The sequence below is a fragment of the Pseudomonas serbiensis genome (assembly GCF_030580745.1).
In the GTDB taxonomy this organism is placed as follows: domain Bacteria; phylum Pseudomonadota; class Gammaproteobacteria; order Pseudomonadales; family Pseudomonadaceae; genus Aquipseudomonas; species Aquipseudomonas serbiensis.
Genome location: NZ_JAUQOO010000002.1, coordinates 164,392 through 187,155, shown reverse-complemented (window position 1 = coordinate 187,155; position 22,764 = coordinate 164,392). Strand labels below are relative to the sequence as shown.

General features: G+C 56.3%; 17 protein-coding genes and 1 pseudogene. 8 read left to right on the top strand and 10 right to left on the bottom strand.

The genetic code is table 11. From position 1 onward, the window contains the following. Positions 1-32 precede the first annotated feature (32 nt). From rpoZ to Q6A51_RS03815, 3 genes are all read right to left on the bottom strand, one after another. Positions 33-296: a DNA-directed RNA polymerase subunit omega gene (gene rpoZ, locus Q6A51_RS03825; RefSeq protein ID WP_117163837.1), complete on the bottom strand. Its 264-nt coding sequence runs from the start codon at positions 294-296 to the stop codon at positions 33-35. A 147-nt stretch (positions 297-443) separates the two neighbouring features. Then, on the bottom strand, positions 444-1,067 hold the full coding sequence (gene gmk, locus Q6A51_RS03820) for a guanylate kinase (protein WP_201019499.1): 624 nt from the start codon (positions 1,065-1,067) through the stop codon (positions 444-446). 13 nt (positions 1,068-1,080) lie between these two features. After that, on the bottom strand, positions 1,081-1,944 hold the full coding sequence (locus Q6A51_RS03815) for a YicC/YloC family endoribonuclease (protein WP_201019498.1): 864 nt from the start codon (positions 1,942-1,944) through the stop codon (positions 1,081-1,083). Positions 1,945-2,226: 282 nt separating this feature from the next. On the opposite strand from Q6A51_RS03815, the gene rph reads away from it, so the two are divergent. Then, complete coding sequence (gene rph, locus Q6A51_RS03810; RefSeq protein WP_304574168.1) at positions 2,227-2,949, top strand: ribonuclease PH; 723 nt, start codon at positions 2,227-2,229, stop codon at positions 2,947-2,949. A 22-nt stretch (positions 2,950-2,971) separates the two neighbouring features. After that, positions 2,972-3,334 carry a DUF4870 domain-containing protein gene (locus Q6A51_RS03805; RefSeq protein WP_201000990.1) on the top strand — a complete coding sequence of 121 codons (363 nt, stop codon included), beginning with the start codon at positions 2,972-2,974 and terminating at the stop codon, positions 3,332-3,334. 63 nt (positions 3,335-3,397) lie between these two features. Here the strand turns inward: Q6A51_RS03805 and Q6A51_RS03800 are convergent, their stop codons facing one another. After that, positions 3,398-5,278, bottom strand: a complete 1,881-nt coding sequence (locus tag Q6A51_RS03800) for a methyl-accepting chemotaxis protein (protein ID WP_304574167.1) — start codon at positions 5,276-5,278, stop codon at positions 3,398-3,400. A 516-nt stretch (positions 5,279-5,794) separates the two neighbouring features. Between Q6A51_RS03800 and Q6A51_RS27415 the strand changes: the two are divergent. The 3 genes and pseudogenes from Q6A51_RS27415 to Q6A51_RS03790 form a co-directional block, all read left to right on the top strand. Next, positions 5,795-6,679, top strand: a pseudogene (locus Q6A51_RS27415) (methyl-accepting chemotaxis protein); the annotation flags it as partial. A gap of 39 nt (positions 6,680-6,718) precedes the next feature. Further along, positions 6,719-7,582 carry a methyl-accepting chemotaxis protein gene (locus tag Q6A51_RS27410; protein ID WP_405046120.1) on the top strand — a complete coding sequence of 288 codons (864 nt, stop codon included), beginning with the start codon at positions 6,719-6,721 and terminating at the stop codon, positions 7,580-7,582. Positions 7,583-7,833: 251 nt separating this feature from the next. Next, a complete protein-coding gene (locus Q6A51_RS03790) occupies positions 7,834-9,756 on the top strand; it encodes a HAMP domain-containing methyl-accepting chemotaxis protein (RefSeq protein ID WP_304574165.1) in 1,923 nt (640 codons plus the stop codon). A 39-nt stretch (positions 9,757-9,795) separates the two neighbouring features. On the opposite strand, the gene Q6A51_RS03785 is transcribed toward Q6A51_RS03790, so the two are convergent. Continuing rightward, positions 9,796-10,437: a hypothetical protein gene (locus Q6A51_RS03785; protein ID WP_304574164.1), complete on the bottom strand. Its 642-nt coding sequence runs from the start codon at positions 10,435-10,437 to the stop codon at positions 9,796-9,798. 283 nt (positions 10,438-10,720) lie between these two features. After that, positions 10,721-11,353, bottom strand: coding sequence for a hypothetical protein (locus tag Q6A51_RS03780; protein WP_201001000.1), 633 nt, complete (start codon positions 11,351-11,353; stop codon positions 10,721-10,723). Positions 11,354-11,581: 228 nt separating this feature from the next. Here Q6A51_RS03780 and Q6A51_RS03775 point away from each other — a divergent pair, with 228 nt between their 5' ends. The 3 genes from Q6A51_RS03775 to Q6A51_RS03765 are packed head-to-tail and all read left to right on the top strand — an operon-like array spanning position 11,582 to position 14,949. Next, positions 11,582-12,580: a glycosyltransferase family 2 protein gene (locus Q6A51_RS03775; protein ID WP_304574163.1), complete on the top strand. Its 999-nt coding sequence runs from the start codon at positions 11,582-11,584 to the stop codon at positions 12,578-12,580. 1 nt (position 12,581) lies between these two features. Beyond that, complete coding sequence (locus Q6A51_RS03770; protein ID WP_304574162.1) at positions 12,582-12,923, top strand: EamA family transporter; 342 nt, start codon at positions 12,582-12,584, stop codon at positions 12,921-12,923. Between the two features lie 19 nt (positions 12,924-12,942). Next, positions 12,943-14,949: a DUF7657 domain-containing protein gene (locus Q6A51_RS03765; protein WP_304574161.1), complete on the top strand. Its 2,007-nt coding sequence runs from the start codon at positions 12,943-12,945 to the stop codon at positions 14,947-14,949. Positions 14,950-14,955: 6 nt separating this feature from the next. Here Q6A51_RS03765 and Q6A51_RS03760 read toward each other — a convergent pair whose 3' ends face one another. The 4 genes from Q6A51_RS03760 to Q6A51_RS03745 form a co-directional block, all read right to left on the bottom strand. Further along, positions 14,956-19,329: a glycosyltransferase gene (locus Q6A51_RS03760; protein WP_304574160.1), complete on the bottom strand. Its 4,374-nt coding sequence runs from the start codon at positions 19,327-19,329 to the stop codon at positions 14,956-14,958. Then, on the bottom strand, positions 19,326-20,675 hold the full coding sequence (locus Q6A51_RS03755; protein ID WP_304574159.1) for an ABC transporter ATP-binding protein: 1,350 nt from the start codon (positions 20,673-20,675) through the stop codon (positions 19,326-19,328). The genes Q6A51_RS03760 and Q6A51_RS03755 overlap by 4 nt, the downstream gene beginning before the upstream one ends. Next, positions 20,665-21,495 carry an ABC transporter permease gene (locus Q6A51_RS03750; protein ID WP_201001003.1) on the bottom strand — a complete coding sequence of 277 codons (831 nt, stop codon included), beginning with the start codon at positions 21,493-21,495 and terminating at the stop codon, positions 20,665-20,667. The genes Q6A51_RS03755 and Q6A51_RS03750 overlap by 11 nt, the downstream gene beginning before the upstream one ends. 71 nt (positions 21,496-21,566) lie before the next feature. Further along, positions 21,567-22,694 carry a glycosyltransferase family 2 protein gene (locus Q6A51_RS03745; RefSeq protein ID WP_201019490.1) on the bottom strand — a complete coding sequence of 376 codons (1,128 nt, stop codon included), beginning with the start codon at positions 22,692-22,694 and terminating at the stop codon, positions 21,567-21,569. Positions 22,695-22,764: the final 70 nt, after the last annotated feature.

Genomic DNA, 22,764 nt, shown 5'->3' with positions numbered 1-22,764 from the left:
ACTGCGTCGTACCACATCGCCCCGGCATAGGCTTAGACGGCCTCGCTGGACTCGTCCTCGAACGCTGCGAACAATGGTTCATCTTCAACGATTTCAGCTTCTGCGATGACAGAGTAGTCCATCAGGCCAGCTGCGATTTCACGCAGAGCGACGACGGTAGGCTTGTCGTTTTCCCAAGCCAGCTTGGGCTCCTTGCCGCCAGTAGCGAGCTGACGCGAACGCTTGGTAGCGAGCATGACCAGCTCGAAGCGGTTATCGACGTGTTCCAGGCAGTCTTCAACAGTCACGCGGGCCATGGGTATTCCTCGTAGCAAATGCGTATGCGCGGTGCCCGGATGGGCGAGCGGACTCGGTAGTTTACAAGCGGTTAGCCACAAGCTTCAAGCGGCACGCCGAAGGGTGAGCGTTGCGGGCAGGCGTCAGCGCTTGCCCGCAAGGTCGGTTCAGGCCAGTAACTCTTTGAATAACTGGCTGTATTTCTCTTCCTGATGCTGCAGGCTGAGCCGGTTGGCGCGGAAAATCGCTTTCAGGTCTTCCAGTGCATGGGCGAAGTCATCGTTGACCACGATGGCCTCATATTCCTTGTAGTGACTCATTTCGCTGACCGCTTCGCGCATACGTGCGTCGATGATCTCGTCGCTGTCCTGGCCACGGTTGGTCAGGCGCTGGCGCAGTGCCTGCTGGGTTGGCGGCAGGATGAAGATCGAGCGTGCATGAGGCATCTGCTTGCGAACCTGCTGGGCGCCTTGCCAGTCGATTTCCAGAATCAGGTCATGGCCTTCGTCCAGTGTCTGCTGCAGATGGCTCTGCGACGTGCCGTAGAGGTTTCCGAAGACTTCGGCCTGCTCCAGGAAATCACCGTGGTCGATCATGCGCTGGAATTCGGCGCGATCAACGAAGTGATAATTCACGCCATCGACTTCACCGGGGCGCATGGCGCGGGTGGTGTGCGAAACCGAAACGCGGATCTGCTGCTCCGAGTCGTCGATCAGAGCCTTGACCAGACTGGTCTTGCCTGCGCCGGACGGAGCGGAAATGATGTACAGGGTACCGGTACTGTGGGTCATGTCAGGTTCAGCCTTACTCAATATTCTGCACTTGTTCACGCATCTGCTCGATCAACACCTTGAGGTTGACGGCAGCCTGTGTGCTGCGTGGGTCGAAGGCCTTGGAGCCTAGTGTGTTGGCTTCGCGGTTGAGCTCCTGCATCAGGAAGTCCAGGCGACGACCCGCCTGTCCGCCGGTCTTGAGCACGCGGCGCACTTCCGTGACGTGCGTGCTCAGGCGATCGAGCTCTTCCGCGACATCGCTTTTCTGCGCCAGCAGGACCATTTCCTGCTCCAGGCGCTGGGGATCAAGCTCTGCCTTCATGTCGGCAAAGCGATCCAGGACTTTCTGCCGCTGAGCGGCCAGCATCTGTGGCACCAGAGTGCGCAGGGTGGCGACTTCCTGGGTGATGGACGTCAGGCGCTCATCGAGCAGCCTGGCCAGATCCGCACCTTCGCGGCCGCGACCGTTCTTCAGTTCGGTCAGGGCTTCGTTGAAGAGTTTCAGGGCTTCATTGTTGAGGGCTTGCGGGTCCGAGGCGTCGGCCACCAGAACGCCAGGCCAGGCCAGGACCTCAAGAGGGTTGAGGGCCGCAGGCTGCTTGATCAGGCCGGCGACGACTTCGGCAGCAGCAATCAGTTGTCCGGCGCGCTCGCGGTCCACTTGCAGCGGTTTGCCCGCGTTTTCCTCAACGAAGCGCAAGGTGCATTCGACCTTGCCACGTGACAAACCCTGGCGCAGGGCCTCGCGGATTGCGCCCTCCAGGTCGCGGAAGGATTCCGGCAGACGCAGGTGAGGTTCAAGGTAGCGATGATTGACCGAGCGTAGTTCCCAACTCAATGTGCCTTGAGCGCCGGCCTGTTCGACTCGGGCAAAGGCCGTCATGCTGTGCACCATAGGAAGTACCTCTTGGTTCGGTCCATGAGCGCGGTCACGGAAGTCGTAAAAGCCGACAGGCTGCAAAGGCGCAGGATTGTAGCGCAGTGCAGCTCAGGCTCCCAATCCGTGAATGTGACAAGCGATGCAAGGCTCCGTTCTTTCCAGTGGTCGAGGCTTGAAAGCCCGGTCCCAGAGCCTTTGAACTATCCGGTATCGGTATTGCGACTTTTAGATATGCCCAGCTTGGGCTGTGACCTCTATAATGCTCGGCAGTTTTCCGTCCCAGTACAGGTATCCCAGATGAAACGTCCAAGTGGTCGCGCTGCCGATCAGCTCCGTCCGATCCGCATCACCCGCAACTACACCAAACACGCCGAAGGTTCTGTGCTGGTGGAGTTCGGTGACACCAAGGTGATCTGCACGGTCAGCGTCGAAAATGGCGTACCACGCTTCCTTAAAGGTCAGGGCCAGGGCTGGTTGACCGCCGAGTACGGCATGCTGCCGCGTGCGACCGGCGAGCGTAACCAGCGCGAAGCCAGCCGTGGCAAGCAAGGCGGGCGTACTCTGGAGATCCAGCGTCTGATCGGCCGCTCGCTGCGTGCTTCGCTGGACATGTCCAAGCTGGGCGACGTGACCCTGTATGTCGACTGCGACGTGATTCAGGCCGATGGCGGTACTCGTACTGCATCCATCACCGGCTCCATGGTTGCCCTGGTCGATGCCCTGAAAGTGATCAAGAAGCGCGGCGGCCTCAAGGGCGGTGACCCGCTCAAGCAGATGATCGCTGCCGTGTCGGTCGGCATGTATCAGGGCGAGCCAGTGCTCGATCTGGACTATCTGGAAGACTCCGCCGCCGAGACCGACCTGAACGTGGTCATGACCAGCGCCGGTGGTTTCATCGAGGTTCAGGGTACTGCCGAAGGCGCGCCATTCCAGCCCGAAGAGCTGAACGCAATGCTGGCGCTGGCCCAGAAAGGCATGACCGAGTTGTTCGAATTGCAGCGTGCCGCACTGGCCGACTGATGCGCAATGAAAGGAGCCGCATATGAGTGACAGCCAGTTTCCAAAACCTGCTCGGGATGTTCGTCAGTGGGCAATGTTCTGTCACCTGGCGGCTTTCGGCGGGTTTATCTTTCCGTTCGGCAATCTGCTTGGGCCGCTGATTGTCTGGCAGCTCAAGAAGGACTCTGATCCGTTCCTGGATTCACAGGGCAAGGAAGCGCTGAACTTCCAGATCACGGTTTCGATTGCCATGGCTGTCAGCATGTTGCTGGTGATCGTGGTTATCGGATTTCCGCTATTGATGCTGATCGGTGTCGGCGCTCTGGTGCTGACGATCATTGCTGCGATCAAGGCCAACGAAGGCCAGGAATATCGTTATCCGTTCACCTGGCGTGCGCTGAAGTAACGATCCTGTCTGAAACCCGTCAGCCGCTTCCTGCACAGGAGGCGGCTGACGTGGCTGGCCTCATCAGATCTTGAAGCTGTCCACCAGTTGCTTCAAACGCCCGGCCTGTTGTGAAAGCGCCGCGCAATCCTTGAGGGTTTCATTGAGGTTGGACACGCCCTGTTGGTTGAGGGTGTTGATCTGGCTGATGTCCACGTTCAGGGTTTCCACCACGGCGGTCTGTTCTTCAGTAGCCGCTGCAACCGACTGGTTCATGCCGTCGATTTCACCGATGCGCCGGGTTACATCGCGCAGACGGTTACCTGCCTGATTGGCAACCTCCACGCTGTCCTGGCTGGATGTCTGGCTCTCGTTCATGTTCAAGACGGCTTGCTGAGAACCGCTTTGCAGCTCGCCGATCATCTTGTGGATCTCATCGGCGGAAACCTGGGTGCGATGTGCCAGGTTGCGCACTTCATCGGCCACCACGGCAAAACCGCGTCCGGCATCACCGGCACGTGCTGCCTCGATTGCTGCGTTGAGTGCCAGCAGGTTGGTCTGCTGCGAGATGCCTTTGATGACGTCCAGAATGTGCCCGATGTTGTCGGTGCTGGCATTGAGGGTTTCGATCTTGGAGCAGGAGTCGCTGATCTTGCTCGACAGCTCGCTCATGGCGTTTATGGTTTTTTCCACCACAATCCGGCCGTCTTCAGCCTGTTCACGGGCTTCGCTGGCCTGGGTCGATGCATCGGACGCATTGCGTGCAATTTCCTGAGTGGCGGCGCCCAGCTGGTTGATCGCTGCGGCCACGCTGTTGGTGCGGGCGCTTTGCTCATCGAAGCCTGTGATCGAGGCGTTGGACGACTCCACCACACGCCGCGACAGGTCATGGACCTGCACGGTTGCGGACGACACTTCAGCAATGGATGCGTGTACGCGCTCGACAAACTGGTTGAAGGAGCCGCCCAGTTCGGCGAATTCATCCTGGCCCTGGATACGCAGACGACGAGTCAGGTCGCCTTCCCCTTGGGCGATGTCCTGCATTGCACGGCCCATGTCGGTCAGTGGGCGCATCAGCGCACGGATCAGCAGGCTCAGTAGCAATGCAATCACCGCCACCGCAATGAGTACCGCGACCAGTGCAGAGCTACGGAACTGACTCAGGGGCGCATAGGCCTTGTTGCGGTCGATGCTCAGGCCGATATACCAGTCGGCCGATGGCAAGCCGGTGATCGGGGTAAAGGACAGGATACGATCCTGGCCATTGAGGGTCACTTCACGCAGGCGCTTGTCCAGAGTCAGTGTCTGGCCCGGATAGATGTCCTTGAGGTTCTTCAGCACCTGATCCTTGTCCGGGCTGACGATGACCTGACCGTCACCGCTGACCAGAAAGGCGTAACCGATACCGCCGAACTCGACGGAATTGATGATCTTGACCAGCGTATCGAGGCTCAGGTCGCCACCGGCCACGCCGGAAACCTGGCCGCCTGATTTGATCGGGCTGGCGATGGTGACCACCAGGCCGCCCACCGACGCCAGATAAGGCGCACTCAGGATGCTCTTGCCGGCTTCGATGGTCGATTTGTACCAGGGCCGTTGGCGTGGGTCGTAACCCGCCGGCATTTCGACATTGGGCCGCTGGGTGAATGTGCCCTTGCTGTCACCGACATAGGTGAACTGGAAGGTGGATACCAGCGAGGATTGGGACACCAGCCCGCTCAGGTCAGTCCCTACACCTTGGAAGGCAACGTTCTGAGCGAGGTTTTCCAGAACGAGAATGCGCCCGCTCAGCCAGTTCTGAACACTGCTGGCGGCCAACTCCCCTGCTTGTCCTACAGACGTCTCAAGATTCTGACGAATGGTCGTACGTTGCAGATAATCGTTATAGAAAGTGAATAGTGCGAATGCCAATACCACGACACCCGATGCGGCTAACAGGATTTTATGACGGAACTTCAAGCTCATTACTATAAATCTCGGCAGAAACAATAGGTTTTGATGTTCGGGTAATTTGTTTTTATAGAGGCGTTCTATTCGCTATGGCTAAAGTACTATATACCCATACGGCAATGCTGGTCTTTTTTGGATCCATTATAGACAGATTTATGGCGTCTTTTTTATGACAGGGTATGACGAATGTCATTCTCTGCATGCCTTTATAACTGTGGGCTGCAGCGAATGAAAGCTTCGTGAAAGCCCAGAGGTTTTTTTTCAACTTTCTCTGTTTTTTATTTCAGGTCAGCTGTGATCTGCCGATAGTGACATTACGTATTGCCTTTGCTGCGGCCTAAAAAAACAACTTTCCAGCGGCCATAATTTGAAACTAGACGATCCTGGAGAAAGTCGATGAATAGCTGGTTTGCAAACATCAGCGTAAATATGAAACTGGCCCTTGGGTTCGGTCTAGTACTTGTTTTTACTGCCATTCTTGCCCTGACTGGCTGGACCAGCCTCAGCAGTCTGATTGATCGCAGTAACTGGATGAGCGACATCACTTCGCTCAACTCCCAGCTGACCAAGCTGCGGGTGACGCGCCTGCAATATATGGTCGCCAACGGGGACGAGAAGGTCGCCGAAACCGTTCAAGTGTCGCTTGATGGCTTCAAGGGCTATCAGGAGAAACTGCTCAAGTCCTTCAAAAGCCCTGAAAACGTAAGGCTGCTTGAGAAGCTGGGTGTGGTGATCAGTGATTACCAGAAATCCCTGAACAACATGCGCAATGGCTACAGGACCAGCATTGCCATGCGTACTGAGATGGGTGTACATGCCGTCAAGGGCGCAGCCCTGATCGAGCAGATCCTGGCCGACGTCAAAAAGCTGGACCCTGCCGATGAAACCCGTTTCAACCAGTACGAGCTCATCATCAATACCAGGGAAGACTTGATGCAGGTGCGTTATGAAGTTCGTGGCTATGCCGCTGACATCACACCTGAAAACGAACAGAAAGCCGTTAACCAGCTGGACGACGCGATCAAGGGGCTGACTCCGCTCAAAGCCAACTTCAGTGACACCCATGGTGATCTCCTGAAGCAACTGGAGGCTTCTCTGGCCAGTTATCGCACTGCGCTTCAGGGTTTCAAGACGGCGAATAACGATATTTCGCAGGCGCGTAAGGAAATGACCGTACAAGGTCAGGACATCGTCAAGATCAGCGAAGACATGTATCAGCTTCAGCTGGATCGTCGCGATATGGAAAGTGCGCAGGCCCGTAACATGCAGATCGGCTGCACCGTGCTGGCGCTGTTCCTGGGCATTCTGGCCGCGGTTCTCATCACCCGTCAGATCACCCGTCCTCTTCAGGAAACCATGGACGTTGTGGACCGCATCGCTTCGGGCGACTTGTCGCAGAACATTGTGGTGACCCGTCGCGACGAGTTGGGTGTGCTGCAACAAGGTATCCAGCGCATGGGTTCCACGCTGCGTGATCTCATTACCGGTATTCGTGATGGCGTGACTCAGATTGCCAGTGCTGCCGAAGAGCTGTCGGCCGTGACCGAGCAGACCAGCGCCGGGGTCAACAGCCAGAAAGTCGAGACTGATCAGGTGGCCACGGCCATGCATGAAATGTCGGCCACTGTTCAGGAAGTTGCCCGCAACGCCGAACAGGCTTCGCACGCCGCTTCCAATGCCGACCGTGAAGCCCGCGATGGTGACAAGGTGGTGGGTGAAGCGATTGCCCAGATCGAAAAACTGGCTGCCGAAGTAGGCCGCTCGGCTGACGCCATGAGCGAGCTGGAACAGGAAAGCGACAAGATCGGCAAGGTCATGGACGTGATCAAGGCCGTTGCCGAACAGACTAACCTGCTGGCCCTCAACGCGGCCATCGAGGCTGCGCGGGCTGGTGAGGCGGGTCGTGGTTTTGCGGTGGTTGCCGACGAAGTTCGTGGCCTGGCGCAGCGTACCCAGCAGTCGACCGAGGAAATCGAAAACCTGGTGGCAGGTCTGCAGAATGGTACTCGTCAGGTGTCGAGCATCATGCTCAGCAGTCGCGAGCTGACCGCCAGCAGTGTTTCACTCAGCCGCAAGGCGGGCGCATCGCTGGGCAACATTACCCAGACCGTGTCCAACATTCAGGCGATGAACCAGCAGATTGCTGCCGCCGCCGAAGAGCAAAGCGCCGTGGCCGAGGAAATCAGCCGCAGCATTATCAATGTGCGTGACGTTTCCGAGCAGACCGCTTCGGCCAGTGAAGAAACCGCAGCGTCCAGCGTCGAGCTGGCTCGCCTGGGCGGGCAGTTGCAGATGATGGTCAGCCACTTCCGCGTCTGATTCCTAGTGCGTCACCTTCGAGCCCGGCCTTTGCCGGGCTCTGTTTTTTCTGAGCCCGAATGCTCTATCTCAAGCCTTTTCGCGCGCCAGCGTGAATAAATCTCATGCACTAATGAATGGCCATGAGCCATTCTTTCTGTTATTCATGTAATCATCTGTATCAATTTATTAGTTCGATCCGGCCCACTTACTGGACAACTGGTCGCGGTTTAAATCGCCCTGGCGAGCGTTCAGGAAATCGAAGGAATGTCATGAATACATGGTTTGCGAACATCAGTGTCAAATTGAAACTCGCCCTGGGCTTTGGCGCAGTACTCATTCTGACTTGTCTCCTGGCGCTGACGGGCTGGGGTGGTCTGGGCAGCCTGATCGAGCGTAGCGAGCGCGTCGCCGACATCATGAATCTCAATGCAGAAATGAGTGAGCTGCGCCTCAGACGCTTGCAGTACGTCACTGAGGACGGCGATGAAAAGATGGGTGATGTCGCTCAGGGCCTTTTGAATCGCCTCAAGGAAAAGCACAACTCGCTGCTGGCGCTTTTTACCTATCCGGGCAACCAGGAAAGGCTTCAGGAGATGGGCAAGCTCACTGCTGAGTATCAGCAGTCGTATGACCGGATGCGCGAGGCTTATCGCTCCGATGCGGCCCTGCGTAAAACCATGGGTGTCCACGCTGTCAAAGGCGCAGAAATCATCGGCAGGATCATCGACGACGTGGTCGGCATGTCGCCGGATGACGAGCGCCGTTTCGGGCGCTATCAAGCGATTCTGAAAGCCAAGGAAAATCTGGCCCTGATCCGCTATGAAGTGCGTGGCTACACCGGCAAACCTACCGAAACCACTGAAAAGAACGCATACCGTCAGCTCGATACTGCCTTGCAGGGGATGGAGCCGCTCAGGGCTGCGTTCAATGGCAGCTATGTTGAAGAGTTCAAGCAACTGGAAAGCGCGATCGTCAGCTATCGCCAGGCTGTGGATAACTTCAAGGCGGCCAATGCTGCTATCAGCGCGGCCCGTAAGGAAAACACCGAGCAAGGCGTAGCGATGGCCAAGGTCAGTGAAGCGCTGTATCAACTCCAGGCCGTTCGGGGCGCTGAAGACAGTGACCATGCACGCAACATGCAGATCGGCGGCACCGTGCTGGCTCTGGTTCTGGGCATTCTGGCGGCACTGATTATCACCCGCCAGATCACAGCTCCTTTGCAGGACACGCTGGCCGAAGTAGAGCGCATCGCGTCGGGTGATCTGTCGCGCAACATTGCAGTCACACGCCGCGATGAGCTGGGCGTGTTGCAACAGGGTGTACAGCGCATGAGCGCTACCCTGCGCGACCTGATTGTCGGTATCCGCGATGGCGTGACCCAGATTGCCAGTGCTGCTGAAGAGCTGTCGGCCGTGACCGAGCAGACCAGCGCCGGGGTCAACAATCAGAAAGTCGAGACCGATCAAGTGGCCACGGCCATGAATGAAATGTCGGCTACCGTTCAGGAAGTTGCCCACAACGCCGAACAGGCTTCGCAAGCGGCATCCAGTGCAGACCGTGAAGCCCGCGATGGCGACAGGGTGGTGGGTGAGGCGATTGCGCAGATCGAACGTCTGGCCTCAGAAGTGGGACGCTCGGCTGAAGCGATGAACGAACTGGAGCAGGAAAGCGACAAGATCGGTAAGGTCATGGATGTGATCAAGGCCGTTGCCGAACAGACTAACCTGCTGGCTCTCAATGCGGCCATCGAGGCGGCACGGGCCGGTGAAGCGGGTCGCGGGTTCGCAGTGGTGGCTGACGAAGTACGTGGTCTGGCGCAGCGCACCCAGCAGTCGACCGAAGAGATCGAGACGTTGGTGGCCGGTCTGCAAAACGGTACCCGCCAGGTGTCGAGCATCATGCTCAGCAGCCGTGAGCTGACGGCCAACAGTGTCACCCTCAGTCGCAAGGCGGGTGCATCGCTGGGCAGCATCACCCAGACCGTCTCCAGCATCCAGTCCATGAACCAGCAGATTGCGGCTGCCGCTGAGCAACAGAGTGCCGTGGCCGAGGAAATCACTCGCAGCATTATCAACGTGCGCGATGTTTCCGAGCAGACCGCTTCGGCCAGTGAAGAAACGGCTGCTTCCAGCGTCGAGCTGGCTCGCCTGGGCGTTCAGTTGCAGACAATGGTCAGCCGCTTCCGGGTCTGACAGAGCGTGCCCCAAGGCCTGAGGGTCTTGGGGCGCTCCTTATCCGTGCCGGCTGATTGCCTCTACGTATTGATTGACGGCGATTTGATCGGCCTTGCGTTTCCCTGCATCAAGAAACGTCTGGAAGCGGTCGCTGCGCAACAGCGTGTCGACATCAAGATGCAATTCTTGCCGGACCGCCTCGGGCAAGGGCGAAACCTCGTGCTCGGTTTCATAAGAGCACGTCCGGGTCTCGATCAGTTTGGCGCGTAGCTTTTCCATGCCCCTGCCGCTTTCGACCCGCTTGTAGGTCGAGATGAAAAAGGTTTCCCCACGGCCTGGCTTGTTGCTCATCACGTAGGCGACCGCACACAGACCAACGCCACTCCGCTTGCGCCAATGCACGGTGGCGCGCTCGTCCAGTTGCAGGACGTCACTCGCCTGCCAGGCATGACCGCTGTGCGTCAGGTGGATGATGGCGCTTTCCAGTGCCTTGCGCGTCCCACCGAAAGACGCATCCGTAAAGCGCGCCAGCAATACATTCTGTTTGTTCTTGATGACTTTCACGACCCAGGCGTTGCCACGTACTTCACGACTTATCCCTCGTGGCACGCTATGGGTGATGCCATCAACGACCCTGTTGTAGCAGCGCAATTGTGTAGCGTCCAGGTCGGTACTGGCCTTGAAGGTCAGTTTTAACATAATCAACTTTCCTGTTTATTTCGGGTATCGATAACGGGTGCAGCGCCTGTAATCAATCCAACGGAATGATGTAACGAATACGATGAATCGCGGCATCAGGATTAATAACGAAAAGTGATTGATGTGAGAGGGCATCAATGCCGACTGATTATCTTCGCCCTGATACAGGTGACTCAATATGATGAGTGTAAACAAAAGGTAAAATAGAGCATTGATAGTCGAGTGGTTCAACAAGTAGATACAAACAGGATACACATTCAGGCGTCATGAACTGAATCAGAGCCTAGGGTTCCGGGTCCCTGGACAGCTTCTCGATATATTCAGTGACGGCAATATGGTCCGCCTTTCTTTTACCGGCTTCAAGAAAGGCCTGAAACTGCTCGCTGTCGAACAACAGGTCAACCTCCTGACGAATCTTCTTTTGAGTGGAATAAGGTATTGTCGAAATACCTTCTTCCATTTCATGGGCATTTTCCAGGACTTCGACCAGTTTGGAGCGAAGCTTCCCCAGGCCCCGACCACTGGCGACTCTTTTGTAGGTGGACAGGAAAAAGGTTTCCCCGCGCCCCGGCCCCTTTTTCGGGACATACGCGACCGCACACAGACCAGCACCACTCCTTTTACGCCAGTGTGCAGTGGCATGTTCGGTCAATTGCAGGACATCGTCACGTCGCCAGGCATGGCCACTGTGGATCAAGTGAATGATTGCAGCTTCCAGAGCGCGGCGGGTTCCACCGAAGCGAAGATCGGTGAAGCGCGCCGAGACCAGTACATGTTTATTTTTCAGGACACGAACGATCCAGACCCGGCCTCGTGTTTCTCGAGTGATACCGCGTGGAACGCTATAGGTCACATCATCGACAATCTTGTCGTAACACCTTAGTCCTGAAATATCGATTTCAGTGGGTGTATTCATGGGGGGGATCAACTGTGATAGTGGGAGGTTAATGTCGGGAGTTACGGATAATCGGGCCTTTGTAAAGGCTGTGTTACTGTCAAATAAGTTAACAGTGTTTCAATATTTATAAGTTGGCGGCTACGTCAAGTCGTGACACTTTTTAGTATGGAATTCTTGAGTGGGTTGGACTTAACTGTAGCGCATAAGCCGTGTCTGATAACCCTTCCGCGACGGTCAGAAAACTCCATGACGACACATGACATCATCACTCGTCTACCCAAAACGGCAGTTGTTATCCCTTGTTTCAATGTGAAAAACCACATACTGGATGTGATCGCCGGAATTGGTGATAGCGTCAGCCGAATTTATGTTGTGGATGATTGTTGTCCAGAGGGCTCCGGCGATGAAGTCGAGCAGCGATGTTCCGATCACCGGGTCAGGGTGATATTCAACTCTGTCAATCTTGGTGTCGGAGGCACAGTCATGGTGGGGTACGCCGCCGCGCTGGCGGATGGCATGGATATCATTGTCAAGGTGGACGGCGACGGACAAATGAATACGGCGTTGATTCCGGCTTTTATCGCGCCGATACAAACAGGCGAGGCGGATTACACCAAGGGCAATCGTTTCTTCAACCTTGAAGAAATAAACCGCATGCCCGGCCTGCGTATTTTTGGAAATGCCACACTTTCCTTGATGACCAAGCTGTCATCAGGGTATTGGGATCTTTTCGACCCGACCAATGGTTATACCGCGATTCACAGCGATGTTGCCCGGCATTTGCCGATGAGCAAGATCAGCCCTCGCTATTTTTTCGAGACCGATATGCTGTTTCGTCTTGGTACGCTGCGCGCCGTGGTGGTGGATATTCCGATGAGCGCCCGATATGGCGATGAAGTCAGTAACCTCAAGATATCCTCGATCCTGGGAGAGTTCACGGGTAAACACCTGCGTAATATGTTCAAGCGTCTGTTCTATAACTACTACCTGCGCGATATGTCGCTGGCGTCCTTTGAGCTTCCTATAGGCATATTTCTACTGACTTTCGGGACGGTGTTCGGTGCCGTTCACTGGGCTATTTCCGTGCGCACGGGAATTGCAACTTCGCCCGGAACGGTCATGTTATCGGCGCTGCCAGTACTGGTCGGTATCCAGTTCATATTGGCCTTTGTTGGCTACGATATTCAATCCGTCCCCAAACGCCCTATTCATCTGCAGAAAAAATTCCTCGCCCGGGAGCTTTAGCATGGCGACTTATCTCGCGGCGCTGGCCTGTGTGCTGGGGATTTCCATCGGGCAGATACTGTTCAAGATCACCGCGCAGAGCTTTCGCCAGAACGGCGACCTGTACGATCCGGTCATGCTCGGCTGGTTTTTCCTGTCGCTGGCTTTGTATGGCATCACCACCATTGCCTGGATCTGGGTTTTACAAAAGGCCGACCTTGGCAGGATTTATCCGTTGATGGCTCTGGCCTTTGTCATTGTGCCCATCGCTAGCCATTTCATATTCGGTGAGCGGTTCCACACTCAATATTTCATCGGTGTGGCCACCATCATGATCGGCATCGTAATCACGGTCTGGTCATGAATCCGGGGAGCTGAAGACGATGGAAGTTGTCGCGATCAAGTTCATTGTTGTGGCTGCCTTGTTGGGGCTGATGATCTGTTTCATCAAGGCCGACTGGCTCAGACGCAGCGTCAAGGTCTGGCTGAAAACCGATCTGCGCGAGCCCACACTTTTCAGTGGCTGTGTCCTGATCGTATTCATGCTGTTCACGATACTGGGTTTGACAGGCTCTTCCCTGAACAAGGGGTTGCAGCAGTCGCCTTTCATCGATGCGAACATGACGCTCCTCTGGGGGCATGAGCAAGCGATACGAAGTGATGAGTGGCTGGTACTGACCCCCATGGCCATTGCTCAGCATCACCATGTTCCCCGATATCCGGTGGTCAATCACAATCTCGGGCTCGATGGCCAGAACATGCTGGTCGCGGGGATGACAGGCCTGCCGGTTGCCCATCTTTCATTGCTTGCCAAGCCGGCTACCTGGGGATTCTTTGTCTTTGATCTGAAAAGAGCGCTGGCCTGGTACTGGTGGTTTCCGGCGTTTGGCTGCTTTCTGGCGCTTGCTCATGTGCTGCATGCTCTCGCTCCCGGCCGCTGGAGGCAGAGCTTTTTATTCAGTCTGCTGTTCGTTTCTGCGCCGTACGTGGTGGCGTGGTCGTTCTGGCCTGCGTATGCGGTTTTTTTCCCCTGTGTCGCTTTCCTGTGCCTGCTCAAAATTATGCAGCCTCGAAAGCTTTGGGCGCTGGTGCCATTGGGCATGCTGGCGGGTGTGGCCATCGCCGGGTTTGTTCTGGTGCTGTATCCACCCTGGCAGGTAGCGGTGGGCTATGTGTTCATTGCTCTGGCCGTGGGAGTCACGATACGCGACCGGCTGTACAAGACGATTACCCTTGAGTCCGTGTTGGCACTGGTTCTGGCATTGCTAGTGGCAGGCTTTCTTTTGGGTAGTTGGTGGCTGAGCGCTCGCGAGGCCATCGAAGCCATGATGCACACCGTCTACCCCGGCCACAGAAATGTCGAGGCAGGAGGTGATACGGCCTGGCGTTTCCTGCTCAAGGGCTACACCAATATCACGACCCTGCAATATGCCGAGTCCAGGCCTATCAACCAGAGCGAGATGGCCTCTTTCCACTACTTTTTCCTGCCATTGGCAGCGCTTTTTATCCTGCGTGCCAAGCAACGTGTGCTGACGGCCCTGGAAATTGCGGTGGCGACCATGACCGGTTTTATCTTGTTCTACATGTTGATCGGCGTAGGGCACACGTTCTCCAGCTATTCGCTATTGTCGTACGTGCCTTCAAAAAGATCCGATCTTGCTTTGGCGCTGGCCTGCCTGATACTGACTCACCTGATGATCCGCCCCGTGCGCAAGAGCTTTTCAGTACGCGGGATCAATCACATCGCGATAGGCGGCATCGTATTGGTGTGGGCTGCTCTGGTTTATGCGGCTGTTCGCCAGTTCGATGAGCCACTGCTATCGGGCACGAATGCGCCAATCTTCATCGGTCTGATGCTCATGGTCATGGCGTGCAGCTACTTTCTTTTGAGCGGGCAACCCTATGCATTTCTGGGTTTGAATCTGGGCCTGACCCTGGCGATTACACTGAGCTTCAATCCCCTTTCCATTGCACCTCTTTATCTGAAAAGTCAGCAGACGAAGGCTCCGACTCTCACGCTCAATTCACAGATCCCGGCGATGTTTTTATTGGCCTCTGGCAATCAAGTGGTCAATGGCGTCTTTTATTACCCCCAGACCACCGTATGGAGGCGGCTGGACCCCTCCGGGAGAGATGTGAATCTTTATAACCGCTATCAACACCTCATTTTTCTGGGCCAGCCTGCTGTCGAGGATTTACAGATAACGGTGCCGTTTCCCGATGTGGTCAGGGTGCTGGTCAATCTGCAGCATCTGGACTTCAACCGTACTGGCGCGGGCCGAGTCATGGCACCTGAGAGTGAGAGTGCCTTGTTGAGTCAGAACGCCTCGTTATCAATGGAGCGTGCTGAAAAAGGCTGGGCGTGGTTTCTTGTCAAACCACTGCCCTGACCCCCATCATTTCTCGACACGTGAAGGCCAGGCCAGACCGAAGTCTACTTGCTCCAGTGTCAGGTTCGGGTTGTAGGCATAATCGATTTTTATATTTGGCCAGCGAGTCATCATGTAATCGACTTCCTGGGTGAACCGTTCCTGTTTTTCCTGTGAGTCTTCAAAGCCACGGGTTGCCGATTCATGGTGGTATAACTCGGCAAAAGGTGTCCATACGTTGACGTATCCGGCCTCTTTGACCCGCAGGCAGAAATCGACGTCGTTAAAGGCAACTTTCAGATTCACGTCATTGAGTCCGTTGACTTGTTCAAATATGGATTTGCGGATAACCAGGCAGGCTGCGGTCACGGCCGAGAACTCCTGAATCAATACCGCCCGCCCGAAATAACCGTATTCGCCCTTGGGCAGGAATTTATGCGAGTGGTTGGCTATACCGCCAATACCGAGAATGACGCCGCCATGCTGCAGCCGGTTATCAGGGAACCACAGGCGCGCGCCGACGGCACCGACTTCCGGCTGTATGGCCAGTGCGACCATTTCATCCAGCCACTCGGGGGTGATGACTTCAATATCGTTATTGATCAAACCGACCAGCTCGCCGCGAGCCATTTTGACGGCCTTGTTGTTCAGGGCTGAATAGTTGAAAGGGCCGTCATCCCTGAGCACCGTCATGTTCGGTTGTTCGCTGATCTGCTCAAAATAAGCCAGAGATTCGAGATCGTCGGAGCCGTTATCGACCACGACGATTTCATACGGGCTGTAGGTGGTCAGGTTCTGAATACTATCGATGCATTGTTTGAGCAGTGCTCCTGCGTTGCGGGTTGGAATGATCAGGCTGACCAGAGGTTTGTGCAGCGGCAGTTGATAATGGACACGGTACATGCCCATGGGCAGCAACTCTGTCCAGCCTTTGTGCCCGGTACGTTCCAGATGTTCATCGAGGGCTTTCACGCCGGCACGGACTGCATAGGGTTTTTCATCGGCAGCCATGGCGGTGCTTCCGGCGTGAATTCGCCAGTGGTACAGCACACGACTGATATGAATGATCTGCTCGCGGGACAGTTTTTCGCTACACCGCAAGGCCAGGTCGTAATCCTGCGAACCCTCGAAGCTCACCCGGAATCGACCCACCTGCTCGACTAGATCGCGCCGATAGACCCCCAGGTGGGACAGCATGTTCTGCGAGCGAAACAGAAACTCGTTCCAGTCGGGTTTGAAGTAAGGCGCGCTGCGGTGCCCCTGTCGGTCAATCTTGTCTTCGTCCGAATAAATGAGGCCGGCGTCCGGGTGTTCGATGATCTTGCGTGCCACCCAATACAGCGCGTGTTCGGGAAGCAGGTCGTCATTGTCCATCAGGGCGATGTATTGCCCCTGCGCGATATCGAGGGCCGAATTGCTGGCCTCTGAAATATGCCCGTTCGCACTGCGGAATATGACGTTGATCTTCGGGCTCTGTTGCTCGGCCTGCTTCAGAAACTCCTGCACCGCGGGATTGCTGGAAGCATCATCGGCGATGCACAGCTCCCAGTGGGGATATAACTGGTTTCTTACGCTATCGAGGGCTTCGCGCAGCAGGTCCAGAGGAGGATCGAAGACCGGCATAATGACCGAAATCAGCGGCGGATTTTCCCAGGTGCTGATGTGTCGGGCGATTTCCTGGCGATCATCGTCATCGAGTGTGTCGTACTGCCTGATCCAGGCTGCATAGTCATGCCGGTCTGGCGCCTGTTCGATCTCGACCTTTTCAGGTTCCGCGCCCGGTTCACTCAGGAACCAGCGCATCCGCGCCAGTAACCCCCGCACGCCATGCTCCTGCAATACATTGGCAGCCCGTCTGGCGGTTTTCTTTAAACCGCCTCCCCGGCGAACAAGTGACGGCAGGCGCTTCGAGATATGCGCCAGGCGATGCACCGCGATGGCTGAGTGGCGCAGCGGAGTTGCCAGCCTGCGGCTATAGGAACCTTCCAGTTCGCGGATGCGCAGGTTCAGAGCGTGGATGTGGGTGTCCTTTTCAATCTGCTGATTGAGCAGAGCACTTTCCAGGCTGGCTATAAGTGCCTCACGGCCATTGGTCAGGTGTGCGTGATCATTGAGCAGGCGCTCTACGGTCTGGGCTGTATGTTGTTTGCCGTCGACGACATTCTGCTGGATCAGGTAAGTGGTGCTTTCCAGCTCATTGATGCGCAGGGCCAGCGTCTGCATCTGTTCATGCAGCGGCTCAACGGCGGTTCGTAGCGAAGACTCATTCTGGTTGGCCCAGTTGCGATTCTGGTTGATGCGCCGGGCGATCACTTCGTCGGTGTACAGCACCAGGTCCAGCCTCAAGACGATTGAATGCAGGTCGTTCAGTTGCGACAGGTCTACCGGCAGTTCCAGGTAAGGGTCATCGTCGAGGCAGACAAACAGCACGGACAAGCCGGACCTCTCGACTTCCATCAGGCCCGACACCGACGGCAGGGACGCAACCTCGCCATCCCAGGTCCAGATTTCGGCCCGTGGCGTGAGGATGCGCAAGTTATCCACAGAGAAGGAAATATGACGGTCTACAGGGTCGAGCCTGAGTCTTTTGGGGCGTGCCTTGAGGTTTTGCAGGGGAAACTGCAACTGTTGATGACCGGGCAGGACTTCAATGCTCAGCGCGTAATCTTCTTTGAAGTTGCCAGCCTCGTCGCTGTAATACAGCTTGGCCAGGACTTTGGATTCAACGGGAGCTGCCCGTGAATTGATGATCTGCTCGGGCTCCCAGTTCAGGAAGTAGCTGGCATTGATACCGCTGACGAATGCCTGGAACTGCGCCTCCTTTTCGATGAAGGCTTCCAGCTCCGGCAGGGTCATTTCCAGGCCCGCATGGCGCAGGCTGTGAATGATGAACTGACGGCGGGTCAGCGGCATGACGCCGGGGCAGAACGGCTGGGCGCTGGCAATCAGCAGCAATAGGGCGCGGATCAGTAAATGCCCGAGCTGTACGCCCTCCTGAACATCCCATTCGATATCGATCAGGGCCGGGCGGCCTTGTGAGTCGAGCAGAATATTGTGAGGCACGGCATCGATAAACAGCCCTGGCAGTTGTGCATCAAGGGTGTTCGAGTGCCTTGAATGGCCTTGCTCTTCAAGCAACGTTTCGAGTACTGCCATATAAAGCGAGATGAACGCCCCGAAGTCTTTGAGGGTCCAGTCGGGCGCGCTGGCGATATTGAGGAATTGCTGACTCAATGCCTGCCCGCGTCGGTACCTGTCGACGTGCGAAAGCACATGTCGATAAGCGCTTTTTTCACCCGTTGCCGTTTCTGCTCGCAAGGACTCATGCCGAACCTCGATGCCGCTATCGGTTTCAATGAATAGCGTTTGCTTGCAGTAGCCAGGTTTCCTGCTGACGTTGTAATGACCCGCCAGCATGTCGGGTGGCACAACACTGGACTGCAAGGATGAGGCCGCGATCAGAAAGGAGTTGGCCAGTTCCATGCCCAGGCCATTGCTGACCACCACCGGCCATGCCCGCTCCAGATTGAACAAGGGCGCGCCGGGCAGTTGAGGGTCTTTTCTGGCGTTCTGCCAGGCCAGGGCTGCTGCATCGAAACTGTCCAGTTCAAAGCCGCGCTGGGTGACGATGGAGTTGGGCAGTTTGTAATCGGGCATCGGAAACAGGAACTCCGAGCGGCTGAAGCCTGCTTCCTCAAGCAACGCCATCAAGCGCTTGCGGCCGAACGTCTCGGGGTCGTGGTCGCGGTAGCGTCCTTCAATCCCGTACATCGGGCTATTGAGATGATCTTCCGGTGCGCCGGCGAAGTACTTGAGGCCCAACTGGTTTTCAATGGCGAGCAGCAGCACTCCATCGGGTTTCAGCAAGCTTTTGACTCGCTTGAGCATGCTCAGGGCTGCATCGGTTTCCTGACCGAACATGCTGGCGTATTCCAGGACTCCGATCAGAGTAATGACATCGAAACGAGTCGGTGGATTGAACTGGTCGAAGCGCTCGGCAACGATTGTGACGTTGTTCAGATCCCGTGTGCGGCTCGCGGCTATCCTGGCCCGGCGCGCACTGCCTTCCAGGCTCAGCACGCTGGCGCCGCACTCCCCCAGGTATCGGCTGATGGCGCCGCAACCAGCACCTATTTCCAGTATCTGGCCTGACAGAATGTGTTCAAAAGGGCGCAGGATGTTTCCACGCGCACGGCCCAGGTGGTACAGCGATGCCCAGTCCGTGCAATGCCTGCCCAACTCGCCGGACAACACGGACAAATCCTGTGCGTCTCGTATGATCTGTGCCAGGCGCTCTTCGCTTTCGTCACCGTCATTGTAAGCAAGCCCCTGATAATCGGGCCGTGCCCATACTCCGGTGTCTGTGTCCTGGCGGTAACCGCTTTTCTCAAGCTCGATCATGGGTGGTTTACCTGGTCGAAATCCATCGTAACGGCAAGATCGACCAGGCCGAACAGCGTGGTGGTCGCAGCGACAACAAAGTGAATGGAGTCATAGCGGCGGTCATGGGGAATGATGTCTTCCCCTTCACGGGAGGCGATGCCTATCGAGATGAAGTAGTCGCCACTGGCCAGTCGGTTTGTGAATTTCATACAGGCCTTGAGCCGTGATCCGGCGCTGTATATGTCCTGGCTGGAAGCGCTGCCCAGCAGGTAAGAGTTGGTGCCATAGACGGTGACTCCTTCCTTGGTCTTTATTGTGAAGCCCAGCACGGGGTTGCTGATCGTGTGGTTGAAACAGATGGCCAGGTACAGCACGACCTCGTCGCCCGGCCCGATGCTGGTAGGGAACTCAAGGCCGTTTGCCGCAAGGTGAAAATCCTGAAGGCTGGCGGCACCATCGCCCCAGCGATATTCATGCTGGTTGAAGCCTGTGCGTGAGCTGTAGGCGTCGTGATCGAAGTGCAAGAGCGGCCCGTGTTCGCTCTTGCGGTCATTGACTGGAACCTGTTGTTTCTGCGCAGCTTGCTCGACGCGCCTGTCGCGGCCGAACAGCAGGTCCATGTAGCGGTTGATGACCGGGCGTGATGCTCCGATCATTTCCACATGGCCCCGGTCGAGCAGGATCGCCCGGTTGCAGTGGGTCACGACCTGTTCGCTGGCATGGGTGACCAACAGAATGCTGGTACCGTTCTGCTTCAGTTGCCGTAGCCGCTCGAAGCATTTGGCCTGAAATTTCGCATCCCCGACCGACAGCGCTTCATCGACAATCAACACCTGTGGATCGACCTGGGCCTGGACCGCAAACGCCAGGCGTACGGCCATCCCGCTGGAGTAGGTCTTGACCTGTTGATCCATGAAGTCGCCGATGTCGGCAAAGTCGGCAATGGCACTGAAGCGCTGATCGACTTCTTCGCGCGCCAGGCCCAGTACCGAGGCGTTCAGGTAGACGTTTTCCCGGCCTGTGAACTCGGGATTGAAACCGGAGCCCAGTTCCAGCAGGGCTGCAACCCGACCCTGTGTTTCGACTGCCCCGCCCGTGGGAATCAAGGTGCCGCAGATGATCTGCAACAGGGTCGATTTTCCAGAGCCGTTGCGCCCGACCACGGCGACCGTTTCGCCTCTTGCGACTTCAAAGTCGATATTGCGCAGCGCCCAGAACTCGCGGCCATAGGTCCTGGCAGGCAGGCCCAGCATGGACTGCATCCTTGGGATCAGCGAGTGCAGCAAGCGGTCCACAGGCTTGTCGTAGGTGTAAAAACACTTGGAGACATCGCGTACGCTGATGGCTATTTCATCAGAGGACATCGGCAAACCCTTTTCGAGTTTTCTGAAAGAACCCGAAGCCCAGCGCCGCGAAGCCGAAGCCGATCAGCATCGCCAGCGCAAGGCTGTCCCACTGCGGCCAGAGCCCGAACAGCAGGACATTGCGGCTTTCTTCGATGATGTAGGTCAGCGGGTTGAGCTTCAGCCAGGGTTGATAAGCCTCCGGCAAGGCCGCCACCGGATAAAGCACGGGGGACAGGAACAGCAGAACGGTGGTCAGCACGCCAATGAATTGCCCCACATCCCTCAGGTAAACGCCCAGCGCAGCCAAGAGCCAACTGAACCCCAGCGTCGCAATCAACAACGGCAGCAGGACCAGCGGAAAGGTAATGGCTGTTGCGTACAGCGTATGAGTGAGGAGGAGTTGCGCGAGCAACAGGACGACCAGGCTGATCAGCGTATGAAAGATTGCTGAGCCCAATGTCACCACGGGCAGGATTTCCAGCGGGAACAGCACCTTCTTTACATAGTTGTTGTTGGAAATAATCAGCGAGGTGGATCGGTTGGCACACTCGGCAAACAAACCATGAACAATCATTCCCACGAACAACAGAATGGCAAAGGTTCCCTTGCCTGTTTCCTGACCTGTCCAGCGTGCCTGGAATATTTCGGAGAATACGAAGGTGTATACCGCCAACATGAGCACGGGGTTAAAAAAAGACCATGCAATGCCCATGACCGAGCCGCGGTAACGACCAATCACATCGCGCCGCGTCATCGTGAGAATGAGCTGGCGGTGATGCCAGAGGCTGCGAACGAGTGCCACAGGACTTGCTGCGGGGACCAGATGGGGGTTGAGCATTCGGGCTCCATTGCGCTCTTTCGCGAATGAATTCGCTCCTGTAAACCGGAATTCATTCGCGAAGAGACAATTCACATCACATTAATGAGGACCGCCATCAGCAATCCCAGATTGCCCAGCCTTGTCTGGCGGTAAAGATCGGTACGTCTGAGACTTGCCAGGCGTACGGCAAGAGAGGGAGAACGCAACGCCTTGAGTTGTTCCAGCAAGTCGCGGCTATCGTTGGGCAGATACAGGATGACCGCTTCCAGCGCAGCAATATTGGTGGTGTTCCAGTCCCGGAAACGCCCTTTCAGCAGCAGGCGAATACGTACTATCCGGGCTCTCCAGCCCGTGTTGGAACCCACCAGATTACCGTCATGCTGGCGATAGCGAACGTAGGGCTTGGGGTCGTAGCGCACGTGCCCGCCTACTCCTGTGACCAACAGATAGGCCCACCAGTCATGGGACACGATATCCAGCGACAATAACGCCAGATGTTCGGATGCATCCTGAATCAGGCAGCGGGCTGCATGGTTGAACACCATGGTGTTGCCGCCGCCGATGTTCTGCACCAGAGCATTGGCGAAGGACGGCGGCCTTGTGAACAGCGGCGAGTAGCCAAGTACTTCGCCTTGTTCGCTGATCAGTTCGGTGCGACCCAGATAAATCGCCGGTTCGTCGTGGGGCACGCTTTGCAGCCAGCTGACGGCCACCTGCAACTTGTTTTCGTCCCAGATATCGTCCTGATCACACCAGGCATAAAAGTCGGCTTGCGGAGTGTTGCGGGTAATGGACATGAAGTTTCGTGCGAACCCTCGGCCTGGACCGCGCCACACATTGATCTTTTCTTTACCCCACAAGGCTTGATAATGGCTCGCTATATCCAGCGTGTTATCGCTGGAACCATCATCCGATAAAGCAATGAACCAGGATGGCCTGCACTGGTTCTTTATGGACTCCAGTTGTTGGGGCAAAAAGCGCTGGCCATTGAAAGTACACAGCAGAATGGCAACCTGTGGACGATCCTGTTGCTGTGGCTCACGGGTTTCTTCACCCGCCGTGCCGGATATCGGTGGTCCTGAGCTTTCTTCAAAGATGGCTACCGCCTCTGAAATCGCTTCAGAAGCATTCAGTGTTGCGGGAGGCGTCAAACCTTCATTTACACGCGAACTACCATGAATATGACTTGAGCGTCCTTTTGCAGGATCGTCGATCATTTTCAGGGCCTGGGGAGCGGGTGGCCGTTTACTGCTGCAAAAGCAGTGTGGCAGGCCCTTGGGTGTCGGG

Excerpts from the sequence above, each read along its gene's own strand:
- rpoZ (WP_117163837.1), bottom strand. The coding sequence starts at position 296 with ATGGCCCGCGTGACTGTTGAAGACTGCCTGGAACACGTCGATAACCGC.
- gmk (WP_201019499.1), bottom strand. The coding sequence starts at position 1,067 with ATGACCCACAGTACCGGTACCCTGTACATCATTTCCGCTCCGTCCGGC.
- Q6A51_RS03815 (WP_201019498.1), bottom strand. The coding sequence starts at position 1,944 with ATGGTGCACAGCATGACGGCCTTTGCCCGAGTCGAACAGGCCGGCGCT.
- rph (WP_304574168.1), top strand. The coding sequence starts at position 2,227 with ATGAAACGTCCAAGTGGTCGCGCTGCCGATCAGCTCCGTCCGATCCGC.
- Q6A51_RS03805 (WP_201000990.1), top strand. The coding sequence starts at position 2,972 with ATGAGTGACAGCCAGTTTCCAAAACCTGCTCGGGATGTTCGTCAGTGG.
- Q6A51_RS03800 (WP_304574167.1), bottom strand. The coding sequence starts at position 5,278 with ATGAGCTTGAAGTTCCGTCATAAAATCCTGTTAGCCGCATCGGGTGTC.
- Q6A51_RS27410 (WP_405046120.1), top strand. The coding sequence starts at position 6,719 with ATGGGTTCCACGCTGCGTGATCTCATTACCGGTATTCGTGATGGCGTG.
- Q6A51_RS03790 (WP_304574165.1), top strand. The coding sequence starts at position 7,834 with ATGAATACATGGTTTGCGAACATCAGTGTCAAATTGAAACTCGCCCTG.
- Q6A51_RS03785 (WP_304574164.1), bottom strand. The coding sequence starts at position 10,437 with ATGTTAAAACTGACCTTCAAGGCCAGTACCGACCTGGACGCTACACAA.
- Q6A51_RS03780 (WP_201001000.1), bottom strand. The coding sequence starts at position 11,353 with ATGAATACACCCACTGAAATCGATATTTCAGGACTAAGGTGTTACGAC.
- Q6A51_RS03775 (WP_304574163.1), top strand. The coding sequence starts at position 11,582 with ATGACGACACATGACATCATCACTCGTCTACCCAAAACGGCAGTTGTT.
- Q6A51_RS03770 (WP_304574162.1), top strand. The coding sequence starts at position 12,582 with ATGGCGACTTATCTCGCGGCGCTGGCCTGTGTGCTGGGGATTTCCATC.
- Q6A51_RS03765 (WP_304574161.1), top strand. The coding sequence starts at position 12,943 with ATGGAAGTTGTCGCGATCAAGTTCATTGTTGTGGCTGCCTTGTTGGGG.
- Q6A51_RS03760 (WP_304574160.1), bottom strand. The coding sequence starts at position 19,329 with ATGATCGAGCTTGAGAAAAGCGGTTACCGCCAGGACACAGACACCGGA.
- Q6A51_RS03755 (WP_304574159.1), bottom strand. The coding sequence starts at position 20,675 with ATGTCCTCTGATGAAATAGCCATCAGCGTACGCGATGTCTCCAAGTGT.
- Q6A51_RS03750 (WP_201001003.1), bottom strand. The coding sequence starts at position 21,495 with ATGCTCAACCCCCATCTGGTCCCCGCAGCAAGTCCTGTGGCACTCGTT.
- Q6A51_RS03745 (WP_201019490.1), bottom strand. The coding sequence starts at position 22,694 with ATGATCGACGATCCTGCAAAAGGACGCTCAAGTCATATTCATGGTAGT.